The 16,254-nt window shown below is 39.1% G+C and carries 16 protein-coding genes; 10 read left to right on the top strand and 6 right to left on the bottom strand.

Annotation, left to right across the window (positions count from 1 at the left end; all coding sequences use genetic code 11):
- Positions 1-62: 62 nt before the first annotated feature.
- From J8L73_RS18135 to J8L73_RS18150, 4 genes are read right to left on the bottom strand one after another with little or no spacing between them, the layout of a single operon-like run.
- Positions 63-563 carry a DUF3299 domain-containing protein gene (locus tag J8L73_RS18135; RefSeq protein WP_058546919.1) on the bottom strand — a complete coding sequence of 167 codons (501 nt, stop codon included), beginning with the start codon at positions 561-563 and terminating at the stop codon, positions 63-65.
- Between the two features lie 14 nt (positions 564-577).
- Complete coding sequence (locus J8L73_RS18140; RefSeq protein WP_211019172.1) at positions 578-1,912, bottom strand: ABC transporter permease; 1,335 nt, start codon at positions 1,910-1,912, stop codon at positions 578-580.
- On the bottom strand, positions 1,909-2,607 hold the full coding sequence (locus tag J8L73_RS18145; protein ID WP_211019174.1) for an ABC transporter ATP-binding protein: 699 nt from the start codon (positions 2,605-2,607) through the stop codon (positions 1,909-1,911). Before J8L73_RS18145 ends, J8L73_RS18140 begins: the two co-directional genes overlap by 4 nt.
- A 9-nt stretch (positions 2,608-2,616) precedes the next feature.
- Complete coding sequence (locus tag J8L73_RS18150) at positions 2,617-3,687, bottom strand: CDP-glycerol glycerophosphotransferase family protein (protein ID WP_211019176.1); 1,071 nt, start codon at positions 3,685-3,687, stop codon at positions 2,617-2,619.
- A 176-nt stretch (positions 3,688-3,863) separates the two neighbouring features.
- Here J8L73_RS18150 and J8L73_RS18155 point away from each other — a divergent pair, with 176 nt between their 5' ends.
- The 8 genes from J8L73_RS18155 to J8L73_RS18190 all read left to right on the top strand — a co-directional run bounded on the left by J8L73_RS18155 (position 3,864) and on the right by J8L73_RS18190 (position 11,770).
- A complete protein-coding gene (locus tag J8L73_RS18155) occupies positions 3,864-4,967 on the top strand; it encodes a phosphoribosylaminoimidazolesuccinocarboxamide synthase (RefSeq protein ID WP_211019178.1) in 1,104 nt (367 codons plus the stop codon).
- A 122-nt stretch (positions 4,968-5,089) separates the two neighbouring features.
- On the top strand, positions 5,090-5,752 hold the full coding sequence (locus J8L73_RS18160) for a methylamine utilization protein (protein ID WP_211019180.1): 663 nt from the start codon (positions 5,090-5,092) through the stop codon (positions 5,750-5,752).
- On the top strand, positions 5,745-8,060 hold the full coding sequence (locus tag J8L73_RS18165; RefSeq protein ID WP_211019182.1) for an EAL domain-containing protein: 2,316 nt from the start codon (positions 5,745-5,747) through the stop codon (positions 8,058-8,060). Before J8L73_RS18160 ends, J8L73_RS18165 begins: the two co-directional genes overlap by 8 nt.
- Positions 8,047-8,880: a DUF3034 family protein gene (locus J8L73_RS18170; protein WP_211019184.1), complete on the top strand. Its 834-nt coding sequence runs from the start codon at positions 8,047-8,049 to the stop codon at positions 8,878-8,880. The genes J8L73_RS18165 and J8L73_RS18170 overlap by 14 nt, the downstream gene beginning before the upstream one ends.
- Positions 8,880-9,299, top strand: a complete 420-nt coding sequence (locus tag J8L73_RS18175; RefSeq protein WP_211019186.1) for a group 1 truncated hemoglobin — start codon at positions 8,880-8,882, stop codon at positions 9,297-9,299. The genes J8L73_RS18170 and J8L73_RS18175 overlap by 1 nt, the downstream gene beginning before the upstream one ends.
- Before the next feature lie 63 nt (positions 9,300-9,362).
- Entirely contained in the window at positions 9,363-10,427 is a 1,065-nt protein-coding gene (locus J8L73_RS18180) for a CDP-glycerol glycerophosphotransferase family protein (RefSeq protein WP_211019188.1), read from the top strand.
- 79 nt (positions 10,428-10,506) lie between these two features.
- Entirely contained in the window at positions 10,507-10,932 is a 426-nt protein-coding gene (locus J8L73_RS18185; protein ID WP_211019191.1) for an adenylyltransferase/cytidyltransferase family protein, read from the top strand.
- Between the two features lies 1 nt (position 10,933).
- Positions 10,934-11,770, top strand: a complete 837-nt coding sequence (locus J8L73_RS18190; RefSeq protein WP_211019193.1) for a sulfurtransferase — start codon at positions 10,934-10,936, stop codon at positions 11,768-11,770.
- A 55-nt stretch (positions 11,771-11,825) separates the two neighbouring features.
- Here J8L73_RS18190 and J8L73_RS18195 read toward each other — a convergent pair whose 3' ends face one another.
- Complete coding sequence (locus tag J8L73_RS18195; RefSeq protein WP_211019195.1) at positions 11,826-12,185, bottom strand: DUF5522 domain-containing protein; 360 nt, start codon at positions 12,183-12,185, stop codon at positions 11,826-11,828.
- Between the two features lie 43 nt (positions 12,186-12,228).
- On the opposite strand from J8L73_RS18195, the gene J8L73_RS18200 reads away from it, so the two are divergent.
- Complete coding sequence (locus tag J8L73_RS18200) at positions 12,229-12,555, top strand: hypothetical protein (RefSeq protein WP_211019197.1); 327 nt, start codon at positions 12,229-12,231, stop codon at positions 12,553-12,555.
- A gap of 120 nt (positions 12,556-12,675) precedes the next feature.
- Here J8L73_RS18200 and J8L73_RS18205 read toward each other — a convergent pair whose 3' ends face one another.
- Positions 12,676-13,644: a class 1 fructose-bisphosphatase gene (locus J8L73_RS18205; RefSeq protein ID WP_211019199.1), complete on the bottom strand. Its 969-nt coding sequence runs from the start codon at positions 13,642-13,644 to the stop codon at positions 12,676-12,678.
- A 155-nt stretch (positions 13,645-13,799) separates the two neighbouring features.
- Between J8L73_RS18205 and J8L73_RS18210 the strand changes: the two genes are divergently transcribed.
- Positions 13,800-16,229 carry a zinc-dependent metalloprotease gene (locus tag J8L73_RS18210; RefSeq protein ID WP_211019201.1) on the top strand — a complete coding sequence of 810 codons (2,430 nt, stop codon included), beginning with the start codon at positions 13,800-13,802 and terminating at the stop codon, positions 16,227-16,229.
- Positions 16,230-16,254: the final 25 nt, after the last annotated feature.

The following is a 16,254-nucleotide window of genomic DNA, read 5'->3' on the forward strand; positions in this document are numbered from 1 at the left end:
CTAACTACTAACTACTAACTACTAACTACTAACTACTAACTACTAACTACTAACCACTGAACTTATAATTCAAACGGTGCTACGCCTACCGCTTTCATTTTATATCCTACTTGAGCTATTTCGCCTGACCAGCTTTGTGTACTTATAATACCTGTTACTACGATTGCGTCGTATAAACTGTCGATAGGTACGCCGCCTTTAATTGTTACATGTACAATTTGGTTTGGCGGTGGTGGTGGCACGTGAATACACGCGCCAAAGTATGGCACTAATAAAAACTCAGTGATCACTTCGCTATCGCCTTCTAGCGGCACTACAAAGCCAGGTAAACTAACTGATTGTCCATCGAGCGCTTTTACTACTGGTGCATCTAAATCGGGTTGCACCCAATTTTGCTCACTGCCTTCATGATTGGCCTGAGCTTGTGTATCTATTTGTACATGGCCTTTAGGGATTAAGTCTTCCCAAAAAATCTCTTTTGGCGGGTTGGCATTACTAATAAAGCTTATAAATAATAAGCTAATGCATAAGCTGTAATTAACTACTGTTTTAAAAAACGTCATGGGATACCTAAAAATTATATTTTTATACTCATGCCATCGCTGAGTGAGTAAAAGTAAGCGCGAGTGGCGGGTATTAAACCAATAATAAAACCAGCGGCCATAATAACGCCTATTAAGGTGAGTTCATAGTAAGAGAGCATGGCTATGTTTACGCTTATGCCCGCTTGGCTTTGTAAGTAGCTACTAGCTAAAAGCATAACTAAGTAATAAAGTGCGCAGCCTACAATGCACCCAAGCAAGGTGGTAAAAAGTGACTCAATACTTATTAACGTAAATAACTGCCATGGGCGAGCACCTACAGAGCGCAATATGGCAAGTTCGCGTCGTCGTTGGTTTAAATTAGCCAGCAGCGTAGTAAGCATACCTAATAAACTAACCAGTACTACAACACCCGAAAACAACAGTAATACTTTTTCGACTATTGCTAACATTTGCCACAGTTCTTTAAGCGTTACAGTTGGCATAATGCCAAGCAGTGCTTCTTTTTTATATTGGTTTATATTGCGCCTAATTTGTAGCGTGTATAAAGGCGAGTTGAAGCCCATTAAAAAAGCGGTAATTTGTTTGGGCTGCCCCGTTAAGTCACTATACTTTTCGTGTTCATCGTGTTCATCGTGTTCATCGTGTTCATCGTGTTCATCGTGTTCATCGTGTTCATCGTGTTCATCGTGTTCATCGTGTTCATCGTGTTCATCGTGTTCATTATGAGCAGAGCCACCATGTATTAAGTCAATGGCAGCAAGTGGTATGTGTAAGGTTTTATCCACTGGCGTGCCAGTCGCATTTAAAATGCCGGTAACTTTAAAGGGGTTGTCTTTATGATGGTGAAAACTGGTATTGCCCATACCATGAGATATGACTATTTGATCACCTAATTTATAATTTAAGCGGTTTGCTACGTCACTTCCTAATACGACTTCGTTAATAGCAGTAAAAGCATGTCCTTGGTTAAAGGTTAAATGCTGTTTTTTAGCAAATTGATAATGCTCAAAGTAATCTAGTGTTGTGCCAAGTACCGCTTGGCCTTTATGGCTATCGCCAAGGCTTAGAGGAATGCTCCACTTAACGCCGCGTTGGCTTGTTATGTATTTGTAGCTTTGCCAGGTTACGCCATTATTTGTATGGCCAATTCTAAATACTGACGAAAGCAATAACTGTATATCACCGGTTCGTGCTCCTACAATTAAATCGGTGCCTGAAATAGTATTACTAAAACTACTTTTTGCATCAACGCGTATGCGCTCAATACTTAAAAGCAGCATTACACTAATCGCGATGGTAAAAAGCGTGAGTAATACGCTGGCACGCCGATTTAATAAGCTTTTGTAAGCAAGTTTAGTAAGGATCATAGTGGCTCCTGCAAGCTCATTAGATCAATAGCACGATCAAATAGCGGCTTTAAGCTCTCATCATGGCTTACAAACACTAAAGTACTGCTGGAGAGCTTTGCTTGTTCAAACAATAGCTTTATAAAGTTTTCGCGGTTGTTTGCATCAAGTGCTGAGGTGGGCTCATCGGCAATAATTAGCTCTGGGCTGCCTATAAATGCGCGGGCTGCTGCAACACGCTGCTGTTGGCCAATACTTAATGTGGCTACATCTTTGTTATGGTATTGCTCACTAAGCCCTAATGCGTTTAGTAAACGTACGGCTTCTTTTTGTAATGAAGGTTTAGGCCCAGAGTGCTGTTTTAATACTTTTTGTTGTCGGCTTTTTGAAAACTCACAACCAAGCGTTACATTTTCGATTGGCGATAGATAAGGGAGTAAATTAAAGTTTTGAAAAATATAACCAATGTGATCCGCTCTAAAGGCATCTCGTTTGGTGTTGCTTTGTGTATTTAAATTTTGACTTAATATTAAAACATCACCGCTGGTGGCGGTATTAATACCTGCCAGTAGTGCTAATAATGTTGACTTACCCGAGCCGCTAGGGCCATGCAAAAAAACATGCTCACCTTTATTTATTATTAGGGTAGGTATATTGAGCGTCGGTACAGGGTCGTTTTTATGCCATTTAAAGGTAACGTTATTTAAGCTTATCATTGTGTAGTTTTACCAGCCCCAAAAGTTTAATTTTTTTCTCATTTTAAGTTGTCTGATTAAATTAAAAGGCTTCGATTTTAAGTTGTTTTCACTAAGCAAAAATTCATTTGTCGCTTTTAACACTCGCATACTCGATTGCCCGTCGGTGTATGGGTGTAGCTCTTGAGAATAACGAGTTATAGCAGATATTAGCTCTTTTGGGTACGTAAGAGCTAAATCAATACTTTTCTCTACTTCAGTGGCTTCTGTTACATTTAATAAATGAAGAAGTGGTTGTCTTGTTCTAAATGTCACTACAGGCTTTTTTTGTAATAAGAACATTTGCATAACAGATGATGTATCACACAGCATTACATCTGCTGCTTTTAATAAAGGTAATACATTATCAGTCTCGACAAAAGTTAAATTTTGGTTACTTAACTCTTTATATTTTATGACCCATTCAAGAGGCATTTTTGGATGAAACTGTACTAGTATTCTCCATTTTCCTTGCTCACTAAAGTGCTTTATTTGCTCATAAAGCCGAGGAGCAAGTGTTAGTCTGTGTGAAAAAGTTGAACAAATTAAAAGTGTAGGTCGAGGATCATTGCTAGCATAAGGGTTGCTAGTTGCTTCGTTAAATAATGGATCCAAGGTCGGCCAACCAGTTTCTACTACTTTAAAATAGCCGTGCTTACGGGCTGATTCTTCAAATCGCTCTGTGGTATTAGGACCTTGTGTGCAATATAAATCGAAGCAGCCTCTTATTGCAAAATGCCCTTTCTCTCCCGTAGTATCTCTTTTATGAGCGTCAAAGCCATGAAAGACAGCTACTTTTATTCCGGGGAAAAAAGTGGGAATTAAATTCGCAGGAGCGAATGTAGCATCAGGACACCACTCATGAATTTCTTTAATTGAACTTAGCTGCTGTTCTTCAGCTTTTAGAAAAAGCGGGTTAACGTCATTACCTTGTAAAAACCAACGCACTTCGCCTCCATGCGCTAAAATTTGCGCCTGCAAAGGCCTTAAAATAGCGTATGAGTAATTTTGAGAAATATACATCAAGTACTTTTTATTTTTAGTAGCAGATAAGTAATTCAAGCAGCACCCCTTTGGTTAGCACGCTGAGTTTACCGCATTATTACAGCCATATAAATATTGCGTGGTTATTTAGTTTTCAGTGCCGATTGAGCTTTAGGGTAGGCTGATTTATTATATAGCGCTTATAACCCCATACCATACTTTGCTCTTTGAGCATCCCTAACCCCGGAGATAGCATGACTAGCTATAAAGTTTTAGACGTAAACGATGATTTACCCATTCGCACTAAAGGTGAAGTACATAGCGGTAAAGTTCGTTCGGTTTATTGGCTAACAGACGAAGACAGCGCACGACTTATTAAAGATAAAGGCTACAAAGTGCCTCAAGGTACTGAGTTAGCAATTATGGTGATTTCAGACCGTATTTCTGCTTTTGATTGTATTTGGCAAGGCGAAAACGGTTTAAACGGCGTGCCGGGTAAAGGTATAGCGCTTAATTCAGTTGCATCTCATTGGTTTAAGTTATTCGATAAAGCAGGCCTTGCGGGTAATCACATTGTTGATATTCCGCATCCCTATGTATGGATTGTACGCAAAGCAAGTACCGTGAAAGTAGAGGCCATTGCACGCCAATATATTACTGGCAGCATGTGGCGCGACTACGCAAAAGGCACACGCAATTTTTGCGGTATAGATTTACCTGAGGGTTTAAAAGCTAACCAAAAGCTTGATAATGTACTTATTACTCCTTCAACCAAAGGCATTATTGAAGGTGTAGATGATATTCCACCTGTTGATGATGTGAATATAACGCGCGCTAACATCACTGATAATTTAGATATATTTAATTTTAAATCGGCTGATGACGTCACAAAATACGAAAAGCTATTGGTAGAGGGCTTTGAGTTAATTAGCGATGAGCTGGCAAAACTCGACCAAATTTTTGTAGATACAAAATTTGAGTTTGGCTACGTAGAGGACTTAAACGGTGCACAGCAACTTATTTATATTGACGAAGTAGGCACACCTGACTCTTCGCGCATATGGGATGAAGCGGCTTACCGTGATGGTAAAATAGTTGAAAACTCTAAAGAGGGGTTTCGTCAGTTATTAATTTCTAACGTGCCAGAAAGTGACGTGTTATTAAATAAAGATCGAATGGATGAGCGTGAGCAACTGGCTAAAGACTTCATTTTACCCGAGTCTGTTATGCTTGAAGTGTCGAATACTTATGTAGGCATAGCAAGTAAAATTGTAGGTAAAGATATTGTAATACCTGAAGATCCTCGCCAAGAAGTGATTGATATTTTAGATTCTGATTACGGTCTGATAGTAAAATAATACAACTAAAGTATGTAAAACAATGTTAGCGCAGTCTTTATTTTTGGTTACTGGGCTATAATTCTTGCAATTAGTGCCCGTCTCTAATTAACTTAACCTAACATTAATGTTTAGGTGTTGTTATGTTTAAGCGGGCATTTCAAAAATGTACAAAACATAGTTATTTTTTAGCTATAGGTTTGTTCTACAGTCAGTTTGCCTCAAGTGCGAATACTAGTTTAATAATAGAAGATCAGCACGGTCAAAAATTATCAGGGGCTGTTGTCGAGCTAATTAATGTAAGCACTCACGCAGCATCTAAAACATTGCCCGTTGCAGTCATGGATCAGGTACATAAACAGTTTTTACCTGAGTTATTAGTAGTGCAACAAGGCCAGCAAGTTAACTTCCCTAACAGCGATAATATTCGCCACCACGTATATTCTTTTTCACAAGCCAAACCTTTTCAGCTAAGGTTATATTCTGGCCAACCAAAAGAGCCTATTACATTTGATCAGCAAGGTGTTGTTGTTTTAGGGTGTAATATTCACGACTCGATGGTGGGCTATATTTATGTTGCTAGCAGCGAGCGTGTGTATAAAAGTGACAAAGATGGCATCGTTAGTATGTCTTTAGAAACAACGCCCACACAGCTGAGCGTATGGCATCCTCTGCAAACTGCACCACTGGAGAATAAAAAAATCATAACTATTAACTCTCAAAAGCAGCTGTTAGTCACTGTAAATACTTCATCACCTGCTCCTCGAAATACATTCGGCAGTAAATTTAAGGCCGGTAATGACTAATAGTTTACGTAATCGTATAACCATTTTATGTGTTGGCTTAGTGCTATTAACCACTATGGTTAGCTTATTTGGCTTTTGGTGGTCTACAAGTAAGTTTCAAGAAGAAAAAGTAAACCAAGATATAAGCGTTGCACAAAGTGTTTATAAGCAATATTTAAAGTCTAAAGAAAGCTTGCTGCTAACAGCTGCAAAAGTGCTTACCTCCGATTTTGGGTTTAAACAAGCAGTAGCAACACGCGACGCTGGCACAATAAGCAGTGTGCTGTTTAACCATAGCCAGCGAATTGACGCTGAGCTTATGTTGTTACTTGATTTGTCAGGTATGTTGGTCTCAGCTAACACTAACGAAGATGCTTTTGCGCATAATTTACAACCTCTTATGAAAGAGCTTTTGAATGCGCCTGAAGAGTCGAGTTTTGTAGTGCTTAATAATGCGCTTTATCAAGTTATTTTACTTCCAGTTAAAGCACCGCGTACGGTAGCGTATAGTCTTGTAGGCTTTAAAATAGATGACAATGTTGCCAATGAACTAAAAAGTTTAACCGGCATGGACGTGAGCTTTATTGGCAGTGCCGACGATATTGTTATTAGCTCTTTGGCAGAGCGACCAACTCCATTTGAACCTGTTTCTTACTTTAATACCGTGACTACAACGCGCTTTTTTGGCGAGTATTTGGTGTATCGCAATTTAGATATAGAGCTGGCATCTTTAGCGAGCCACCCTGTTATTATTTTACTCAGCGCCGACTTAACACAAAGCTATAGCGACTTCGAAAAACTGCTTTTTACACTGATTATTTTAGCTATTTTAACAATGTTTATTGGGGTTATAACCAGTGGCTTATTTGCAAATAATTTAACCACTCCGTTATCTCAGCTTGCTGTAATCGCTAAGCAGTTCGCACAAGGTAATTATAGCTTTGAGTTTAAAGGTAAAAAGCAAAGTACAGAAATAGCCACCTTAGTTGCCGCGTTCGATAACATGGGTAACGATATAAACCAGCGCGAGAAACAAATTAATTTTCAAGCTCGTCATGACTCTCTTACCGGCTTTTATAATCGTTCTGCCATGCTTGAAGTATTAGATGATGAGCTTGATGCTAACGCAGAGTACACGCTTGTCGCTATTGATATAAAAGGCCTGCGACATATCAACGATAAACTTGGCCCACGTATTGGCGATGATTGCTTAAAAGCCGTGGCGTGTAGAATAAGCGAATTTTCAGATGAGTTAGGTGGGTTACATGCTCGCATTGGCGGGGATGAATTTTTAACGGTATTTCCAACGGGCGCCGCGCGGGATCAAAAAAGTGGCATTGTAGGTTTGATGGCTCAACTGCAAGCTTGTTATACCATTCAAAAGTTAAAAATTAACTTACGATTTAGTGCGGGTATTGTTCAGTACCCTTCGCAAGGCATGGCAAGCGATGATTTAATGCGCCGCGTACTTATTGCGGTAGAAAGCGCTGCTAGCAATCAAGAAAGCATTCATTATTATAAAAATGGCGAAGACGAAGCTCATCTTGAGCGATTAATTATGCTTGATGAGCTAAAACAAGCGATTAGTGATGACGATGGCCAGCTGTTTATGACCTATCAACCTAAACTGCATTTAGTCCCTCAAAAAATAGACAAAGTTGAGTCACTTATCCGTTGGCAGCGAAAAGATGGCAGTTGGGTAAACCCTGAGTTGTTTATTGATTTAGCAGAGCAGTCGGGGCTTATTGTTGAGCTAACTGCTTGGGTGGTTAATACCGTAGTTTCACAAGTCGCTGATTGGCAGAGTAAAGGAATTAACTTACAAGCCGCGATAAACGTTTCCGCACAAGATATTGCATTTCCGGGGTTTCACTCGGCGCTGGTGCGTACTCTTAAAAAGCATAATGTAATGCCAAGTTTGATCACAATTGAGCTCACCGAGCGTGATATGATCGAAAATGAAGAAAAAGGCATAAAAGCGCTGCAAAACTTAAAAGAGGTGGGCGTTAAAATATCACTTGATGATTATGGTGTGGGGCAAACATCGCTTGGGAGATTAAAAATGCTACCCATTGATGAGCTAAAATTAGATAAGTGCTTTATTTTAAAACTAGACGAATCTCAAAAAGATCAATTTATAGTGCAGTCATCTATTACGCTAGGCCACCAACTGGGGTTTTCGGTAGTAGCTGAGGGCGTAGAAACTTTAGACTCATTAAATCTACTTAAAGAAATGAAATGTGATCATGCGCAAGGTTATTACCTAAGTAGACCTTTAAAAGCAGACCTATTGGAAAAGTGGCTAGAGGAATACTATGAAAAAAATTAAGTGTGTATTGGCAGGGTTGCTCCTAGTAACTAGTTTTTCAAGCCTTGCGAGTGATGGAAAATTATTAGCCACACCCGGGGTTTCTCAAATTGAAGGCAGTGGCGGCGGTGGTATTGTCCCGTGGGCGCAACTAGCTGGTTACGCAAGCGAGGATGAATTTTCGGTAAATGGCTTTTGTAGTCGTGCAGATGTAACTGATTACACGCTCGATGTATGCGGTGCACAACTTAATTTATTTAATAGGCTCGAACTTAGCTATGCGCAGCAACAATTTGATGTGCCTGCGCTTGATACTGAAATAGAGCAATCTGTTACGGGCGCTAAAATTCGCTTATACGGCGATATAGTTTACAGCGATTGGCCACAATTGAGCTTAGGCATACAACATAAATCGCTTGATGATGGCGCAGTAGCAACACTTGTCGGTGCACAAGACACCAGTGGAACCGATTATTATTTAGCAGCAAGCAAATTACATTTGGGCGCTATTGCGGGTTACAACTGGTTTTGGAATGTAACTACACGCTACAGCGAAGCAAATCAACTTGGTTTACTTGGTTACGGCGGGTCAAACAGTAGTGCCAAGGTGTTGTTTGAAGGCAGTACCGCACTATTTTTTAGCCGAGAAATAGCCGTTGGTGTGGAGTACCGCCAAAAAAACAACAACCTTAATTTAGGCGAGCAAGACTGGAAAGATTTATTTATAGCCTGGATGCCCAATAAGCATATAAGTGTAACAGCGGCATACCTTGATTTGGGTAGTATTGCTGGTGCAGACGATCAAACTGGCTGGTATTTATCGGTTACAGGGTATTGGTAATGAAAAGCGTCGCTATTTTTTTTACATGTATCATTTTACTAAACGGGTGTGCAAGCTCTCCGCAGCTATCGCTTTATCAACAATTAGACGGCAAAGCAGGCTTGGCTCGACTAGTTGACAGCTTTATTTATCAAATAGGTAATGACGAGCAAGTTATACATTACTTTGAACACAGTAATATAGCGCATTTTAGGCAAGGGTTTATTACGCATATGTGTATGTTAGTTGAAGGCCCATGTAAATACGATGGCGACTCTATGGTGGCAATTCACACGGGTATGCACATAACAGAAAAAGACTTTAATCATGTAGTAGATTTACTAATAAATGCTATGAATGAGCAAAATATAAACCATAATCTACAAAATAAGATTCTTTCTCGGATGGCTCCTTTACGCGGTGAAATTATAAAAATATAGGTACTTGGTTTTTGTTATGTCATTTTCGAGGTAGAATATAAATAAAAATAATGGTGATTCAATATGAATGTAATTTTTGACACACAAAGCCTTTATTACCTACCTCAATATATTCCTGTTTTTAAAAAGCTCTCCCAGAAAGGCATCAAAAGTAAGTTTGTATTTTATAGAAATAGTCATAAGCATTTAATCCAACGTGTTATAGATGATTATAATCTAGATCATATATGGGTTGATGATCAGCACCAAGCGATGGATTTTTATGAGCAGGAAAAGGCTGATTGGGTCTTTTTTGCGAATTCCTTTAGTTACTTAGAACGATTACATAAAGTGTCTAAAAGTGCACAGCTTGGGCATGGGATTGGTCCTAAATCAAGTTATTACACTAAATCAAACAAAGCTATGACAGTTAGGTTTGTTGAGGGCGCATATAGGCTTGCTCGCTTAGAGTCTATGTACCCTGATGATAAATTTATTGATGTAGGCTTTTGTAAGTTAGACCCTATTTTTAACAATGAAAAAATTGATGGTTCTTTAGAACTTGGTAATTTTAGTGATGAAAAACAAACACTTCTCTATGCTCCAACGTTTTATCCTAGTAGTTTAGAGTTATTTCCTAAAAATTGGCCGGAACATTTTGGCAATTACAACATCTTAATAAAACCTCACTATTTTTCTATTAGTAAAGAACGCTATAAAAAGCACGTTGAATTATTAGAGCATTGGGCTACTTATCCAAATGTATATTTGGCAAAAGTAGAAGACTATTCTTTAGTGCCCTTTTTAGATAAAGCTGATTTATTAATTAGTGATGCTTCGTCTGCTTTATTTGAATTTGCTTTGTTAAACAAGCCCGTTATTTGGTGTGACTTTTTAAAATTAAGATGGAGTTATAGAGGAATATTCTCATATCGTTTTAAAAAGCGCATGGATCGCGATTATGGTGAATATGCTAACTTAGCCGTACATGCTAAAAAGTATAAAGGTTTGAAAAAAATAGTAGAGCAACAACTCGCTGAACCCGAGAGTTTAGCTAATATCAGGTTGTCTTTATCTGAAAAGCTAGCCGGAAAAGTTGACGGTAAGGCCAGTCAGAGAATTGTACAATACCTGATGGAAAATAATTAATTATTACAATCAAAGTCAGTCGGACGTAATTAAATTTTTTAAAAGGACTTAAAACTAAGATAATAACTAGGTTTTATAAATGAAAAAAATTGGATATACCACGGGGGTTTTTGACCTATTTCATATTGGTCATTTAAATATTCTAAAAAGAGCTAAACTAGAGTGCGACTATTTAATTGTAGGCGTAACTACAGATGAATTAAGTATGTCGGCAAAAAACAAAGAGCCAGTTATTCCTTTTCAAGAGCGCATGGAAATAGTTGAAGCTATAAAATTTGTAGATGAGGTTGTCCCTCAGGTTAATTACGATAAAGAAGATGCTTGGAACAATTTAAAATTTGATAAAATGTTTGTTGGTGATGATTGGAAAGGGACTGAAAAATGGAAAAAAATAGAAGCAGATTTTGCTAAGTTCAATGTTGAAATTTGTTATTTTTCTTACACCTCACATACATCAAGTACGAAGTTGCGTAACGTTTTAGATAAAATTGAACAAAAAAAATAAAATGAAAAATTTAATAACCTGCCAGCAATTACATGAACAACGTAATGACCCTGCATTAATTATTTTTGATGCTGGCATGTTGCGCCCCGGTGTTTTGGGGACCTATAAAGCAGATAAAGTGCTGCCAGGTGCACTACGTTTTGATATTAAAACCGAGCTTGCAGATACTACCAGCGCTATACCTAACACCCTTTGCAGTAGTGAACAGTTTACTCAAGTAATGCAAAAAGCAGGTGTAAATGACGGTTCGTTTATAGTTGTTTATGAACAAGATGATTTATTTAGTGCTGCTAGAGCGTGGTGGATGCTAAAGGCTATGGGCTTTAATAATGTAAAAGTGCTCAGCGGTGGCTTAAAAAAGTGGCTTGAATACGGTTACAGCACTCAATGTGCTTATAGTACCCCAACACAGACAGGTAATTTTGTTGCTAATTTAGCGCCGGGTTATTTTATTAAGCAGCAGCAAGTGCTTAACAGCATAGACGATGCTAATACGTTAATGTTAGATGCACGTGCCTACAAGCGCTTTACGGGTGAAGACCCAGAGCCTCGTAAAGGGATGCGAAGCGGTCATATTCCTAATAGCCGTTCGTTAGCGTTCACTGATTTATTAAATGAAGGTGAGCCTAAGTCGATTGATGAACTCAAGGCTAAATTTAATGAAGTCGCCGGAGATATTCAGCAACTGCAATTTAGTTGTGGCTCAGGTATTACAGCCTGCGTACTAGCTCTGCTTGCTGATGAATGCGGATATAACAACCTAAGCGTTTACGATGGTTCGTGGAGCGAGTGGGGAGCAAGTGATTCACTGCCAATAGAAACAGGCAGTACTAAATAGCTGTAGATGAATGCAAGCTCTTATAAAAGGGTCGTTTTAGTTAATCGGCTCTTTTTTATTTTTTATAGCCGTATGGGCAATTTTTACAACCATTTTTACAGCAAGTACCCCGTTTTAAAAAAAACCATTTACTGAATACTATGTAGCCATTTTGCATGGTGTAATCGAGCCCCTCAACTAAATTGTCATTACCTCTAAACTGTTTAGCAAATTCAATTTGAGCTTTAATTGGCAGAGTAAAAATGTTCTCTAAATAAATATTAATTTTCTCAAGTGTACAGCGATTGCATAAACAACTTGTTGCACTGCTATCTAACGGTAAAATAGCGGGTAACTGGTTACACCAACACGCGGTTATATCATTTACATTACAGGTAAGCGGTGTATTACATTGGCTGCAGTTTATTTGAGTCATTTTAGTTCTTATCAACAGTAGAGCAGCAAGAATAACAAATATTATGAATATACAAAAAGCATTGGCTGAATTTATTACATTTGGCGAGCAAAGAGATAGCGCCATAAGTGTGATTATTTCAACTGCGTCGAGCAATCAAACATACCTATACACACTCACACAGCCTGTACTAATTGACGTACTTACGCGTTGTTTAAACAAAGAAATTGATATTGACGATATAGAGCTTTGGGCAAATGTAATTGAATCGCGAGATGATATAAATTGCGCCGAGCATGAAGGCGTTATTTATGCGCTAAGCAATAGCGAGCAAATGGGAGAACTTAGCCACAAAAAGCTTGAACAGTTATTAGCATTATTAAAGGGCTAGATTTAGTCTGACACAAATCTTTAGATGCGAGTTTATTGCAGTTGTATGTAGCGAATATACAATAAAAAAACCGCATCTAATAAAATGCGGTTTTAGTATTTTTTATAGCTGATAACGTGTTTACTTATGATATCCCAAGCACGTTTCTACTTCGTTTTTTGAACCTAAAATAACGGCTACACGCTGGTGGATTGCATCAGGCTGTATATCCATAATGCGCTCGGTACCTGTTGAAGCTATACCTCCGGCTTGCTCAACAAGCATGGCCATTGGGTTTGCCTCGTAAAGTAAGCGCAACTTATTTGGTTTATTTGGATCTTTAGTATCAGTAGGGTAAGTAAATATCCCCCCACGGCTAAGCACACGGTGCACGTCACCAACCATGGCAGCAATCCAGCGCATATTAAAGTTTTTAGCACGCGGACCTGTATCGCCTTCTAACAAATCATTTATATAGTTTTGCATAGCTGACTGCCAATGGCGCTGATTTGATGCATTAATAGCAAATTCGTTGGTATCAGCAGGTATAGTGGCAAAGTCTTCTGTTAGTAAAAAGCTACCTTGGGTTTTATCAAGCGTAAACATACGCGTGCCTTTACCTGTCGTAAGTGCAAGCATAGTTGATGGGCCATAAAGTACATAGCCTGCTGCAACTTGCTTGTGGCCAGGCTGCATAAATATGCTTTGATCGGCTGCGTCTGAGCCTTCAGGCGCTTCCATAATCGAAAATATAGTACCAACCAGCGAGTTTATATCCGTATTTGATGAGCCATCAAGTGGGTCAAATGCAACAATGTATTTCGCATCCTGATTGCCGGCAACGGTGTAATCTTCTTCTTCAGAGGCAATTGCTTTAACGTTGCCCGACTCCAGTAATATATCTTTTAAAAGCTGGTTAGATAATACATCGAGCTTTTTTTGAGTTTCGCCTTGAATGTTTTCATCGAGCGTTGAGCCTAATACGCCAGAAAGCGCACCTTGGCCAACACGAAACGAGATTTCTTTACATGCCGCTAAAATGGTTCTTATTAACGACAAAAGTTCTCTTGGGCAACCGTCTTCTAATAATACTGGAGGGAGTCTACGCATTTTATTTTCCTGATAACGTGTACTAATTAATCATAAATGTGAGAGAGATTAACTAAGTGCGCTGAATTTCGTCTTAAATAACTGTATTGTTTAAATAGCACCCTATAATGGGGCCACCTAATCATACTTAAAACGCCAATAACAAAGATAAGATTATGAAAAAAATACCACTAATAAGTTACATATTCTTTACTGTGCTGTGCACTATCATAACTCAAGCGCACGCAGCAATTAAGTCAATTGATGAATTTACTACGCAAATGAATCACTTCCCGGGCTACTATTCGTTTTTTTACGATACGCAAAACGGCAAAGTTTATTTAAAAGTAGATAAATTTGAACAACAATTTTTACTTCAGCAAAGCTTGCCATACGGTATTGGCTCAAACGATATAGGCCTTGATAGAGGCCAGCTTGGAAATACTCACCTCGTACAATTTGAGCGTTTTGGCGATAAAGTCATGCTACGCGCTGTAAACACTTACTACCGTGCTAACACTACTAATAAAGCCGAGCAGCAAAGTATTAAAGAAGCGTTTGCATCAAGTATACTTGCAGGCTTTAAAGTCGTTGCGCAAGATAAAACAGCTGCATTAATTGACTATACACCGTATTTATTAAGTGATGTGCACGGTGTAAGCCGAAAGCTTGCTGCGCGTAAACAAGGTAACTTTAGCCTTGATGAAGCACGAAGTGCCGTTTATATAAAACGCTCAAAGGCATTCGTAAAAAACACCGAACTTGAAGCGGTACTCACCTTTAAGGGCACAAAGCCAGGTGAATTTGTTCGCCAAGTAAGTGCTGACCCTTATGCACTTACTGTGCATATGCATCACTCATTGATTAAATTACCTGATGATAACTACACACCACGCAAATTTAATCCGCAATCTGGCTTTTGGAGTATTGAGCATAAAGACTATGCAGCGGCGCTTGGTGAGTCTATGTTTGTACGCTATATACCGCGTCATCGCTTAGCTAAAAAAGATCCAAGTTTACCTATTAGCGAACCTGTAGAACCTATTGTTTACTACCTAGATCCCGGCGTTCCTGAGCCTGTTAAAAGCGCTTTATTAGAAGGTGGTAAATGGTGGAATGACGCATTTAGTGCCGCAGGATATAAAAACGCATTTATAGTAAAAGTACTGCCAAGTAATGCAGACCCTATGGATATTCGTTATAACGTTATTCAGTGGGTGCACCGTGCTACACGTGGTTGGTCATACGGAAGCTCTGTAATTGACCCTCGCACGGGTGAAATACTAAAAGGCCATGTAACGCTTGGTTCACTGCGCGTTCGTCAAGATATATTAATAGCCGAAGCGCTTAGTGCGCCTTACTTAGAAGGTAATGAAGCCGCTAAAAATTTACAGGCGATGGCGCTTGATCGCATTCGCCAATTAAGTGCTCACGAAATTGGCCATACGTTAGGGATTTCTCATAACTTTGCCGCATCAGTAGGCGATAGAGCCTCTGTTATGGATTACCCGCATCCACTGCTTAGCTTTAACGATCAAGGAAGCCTAGATGTAACCCGTGGCTACGCAAAAGGTATGGGCGCATGGGATACTCAAGTTATTAAATATGGCTACAGCGATTTTACTAACCAAGACGAAAGCGCTGAACTGGCAGCAATATTAAAAGAGAATAAAGCCAAAGGCCTTGAGTTTATATCCGACAGCGACGCGCGAGCAAAAGGTGGCGCGCATCCAACGGCCCATTTATGGGATAACGGTACAAACCCATCAAAAGAGTTATTAAGAGTACTCGACGTTCGCAAAAAAGCACTTGCGCAGTTTGGAATAAATAACATTAAAACAGGTGATGCACTCTCGCAATTAGAAGAAAAACTAGTGCCGCTTTATTTATTTCATCGCTATCAAGTGGAGAGTGCAGTTAAGTTAATTGCTGGTGTTAATTACGAGTACGAAACACGTAGCAACGCACCTATAAAAGGTGCGCAAGTGGTTGCTAAAAATCTGCAACAAGAGGCTGTAAATGCTCTTGTTGCCACACTTAAGCCAGTCAATTTATTGCTGCCCGAATCGGTACTGTCGCTTATTCCTCCAAAGGCATATGGAGAGTCTAAATCGCGCGAAAGCATAATAGGGCGTACAGGTTTAACACTTGATGCAATGGCTCTGCCTGAAGTGGCTATTCAGCATAGCTTATCGCTTTTGCTAAACCCGCAGCGTTTAAATCGCTTAGCACAACAACAAGCACGTAGTAACGATTTTTATAGTTTAGATAACATGCTAGAGCAGCTATATGATCAAGTGTTTAATGTGTCTTCTCCTAATACTATGGCAGGTAAAATTACTCAGCGCACACAGTATTTAACGGCTAAAACATTTGCTGATTTAGTTGCTAGCAATAACGTAAGCCCAGAGGTACAAGCGCAGCTACATTACTATTTAGTAACACTAAGCGAAGACTTTAATCAAAATTCAATGTTAAGCCACACAAGTACTGGCGAAAGTGCATTTAAGCAATTTTTAGCTGAACAAATTAAATTGTTTTTAACTAAAGGCGAATGGCCAAGCAACTTTAACGCTTTACCAATTCCTCCGGGGTCACCAATTTAATATAAAGCTTAGCAACTAAATTATT

The organism is Pseudoalteromonas sp. MMG006, from assembly GCF_018101025.1.
Classification (GTDB): Bacteria; Pseudomonadota; Gammaproteobacteria; order Enterobacterales; family Alteromonadaceae; genus Pseudoalteromonas.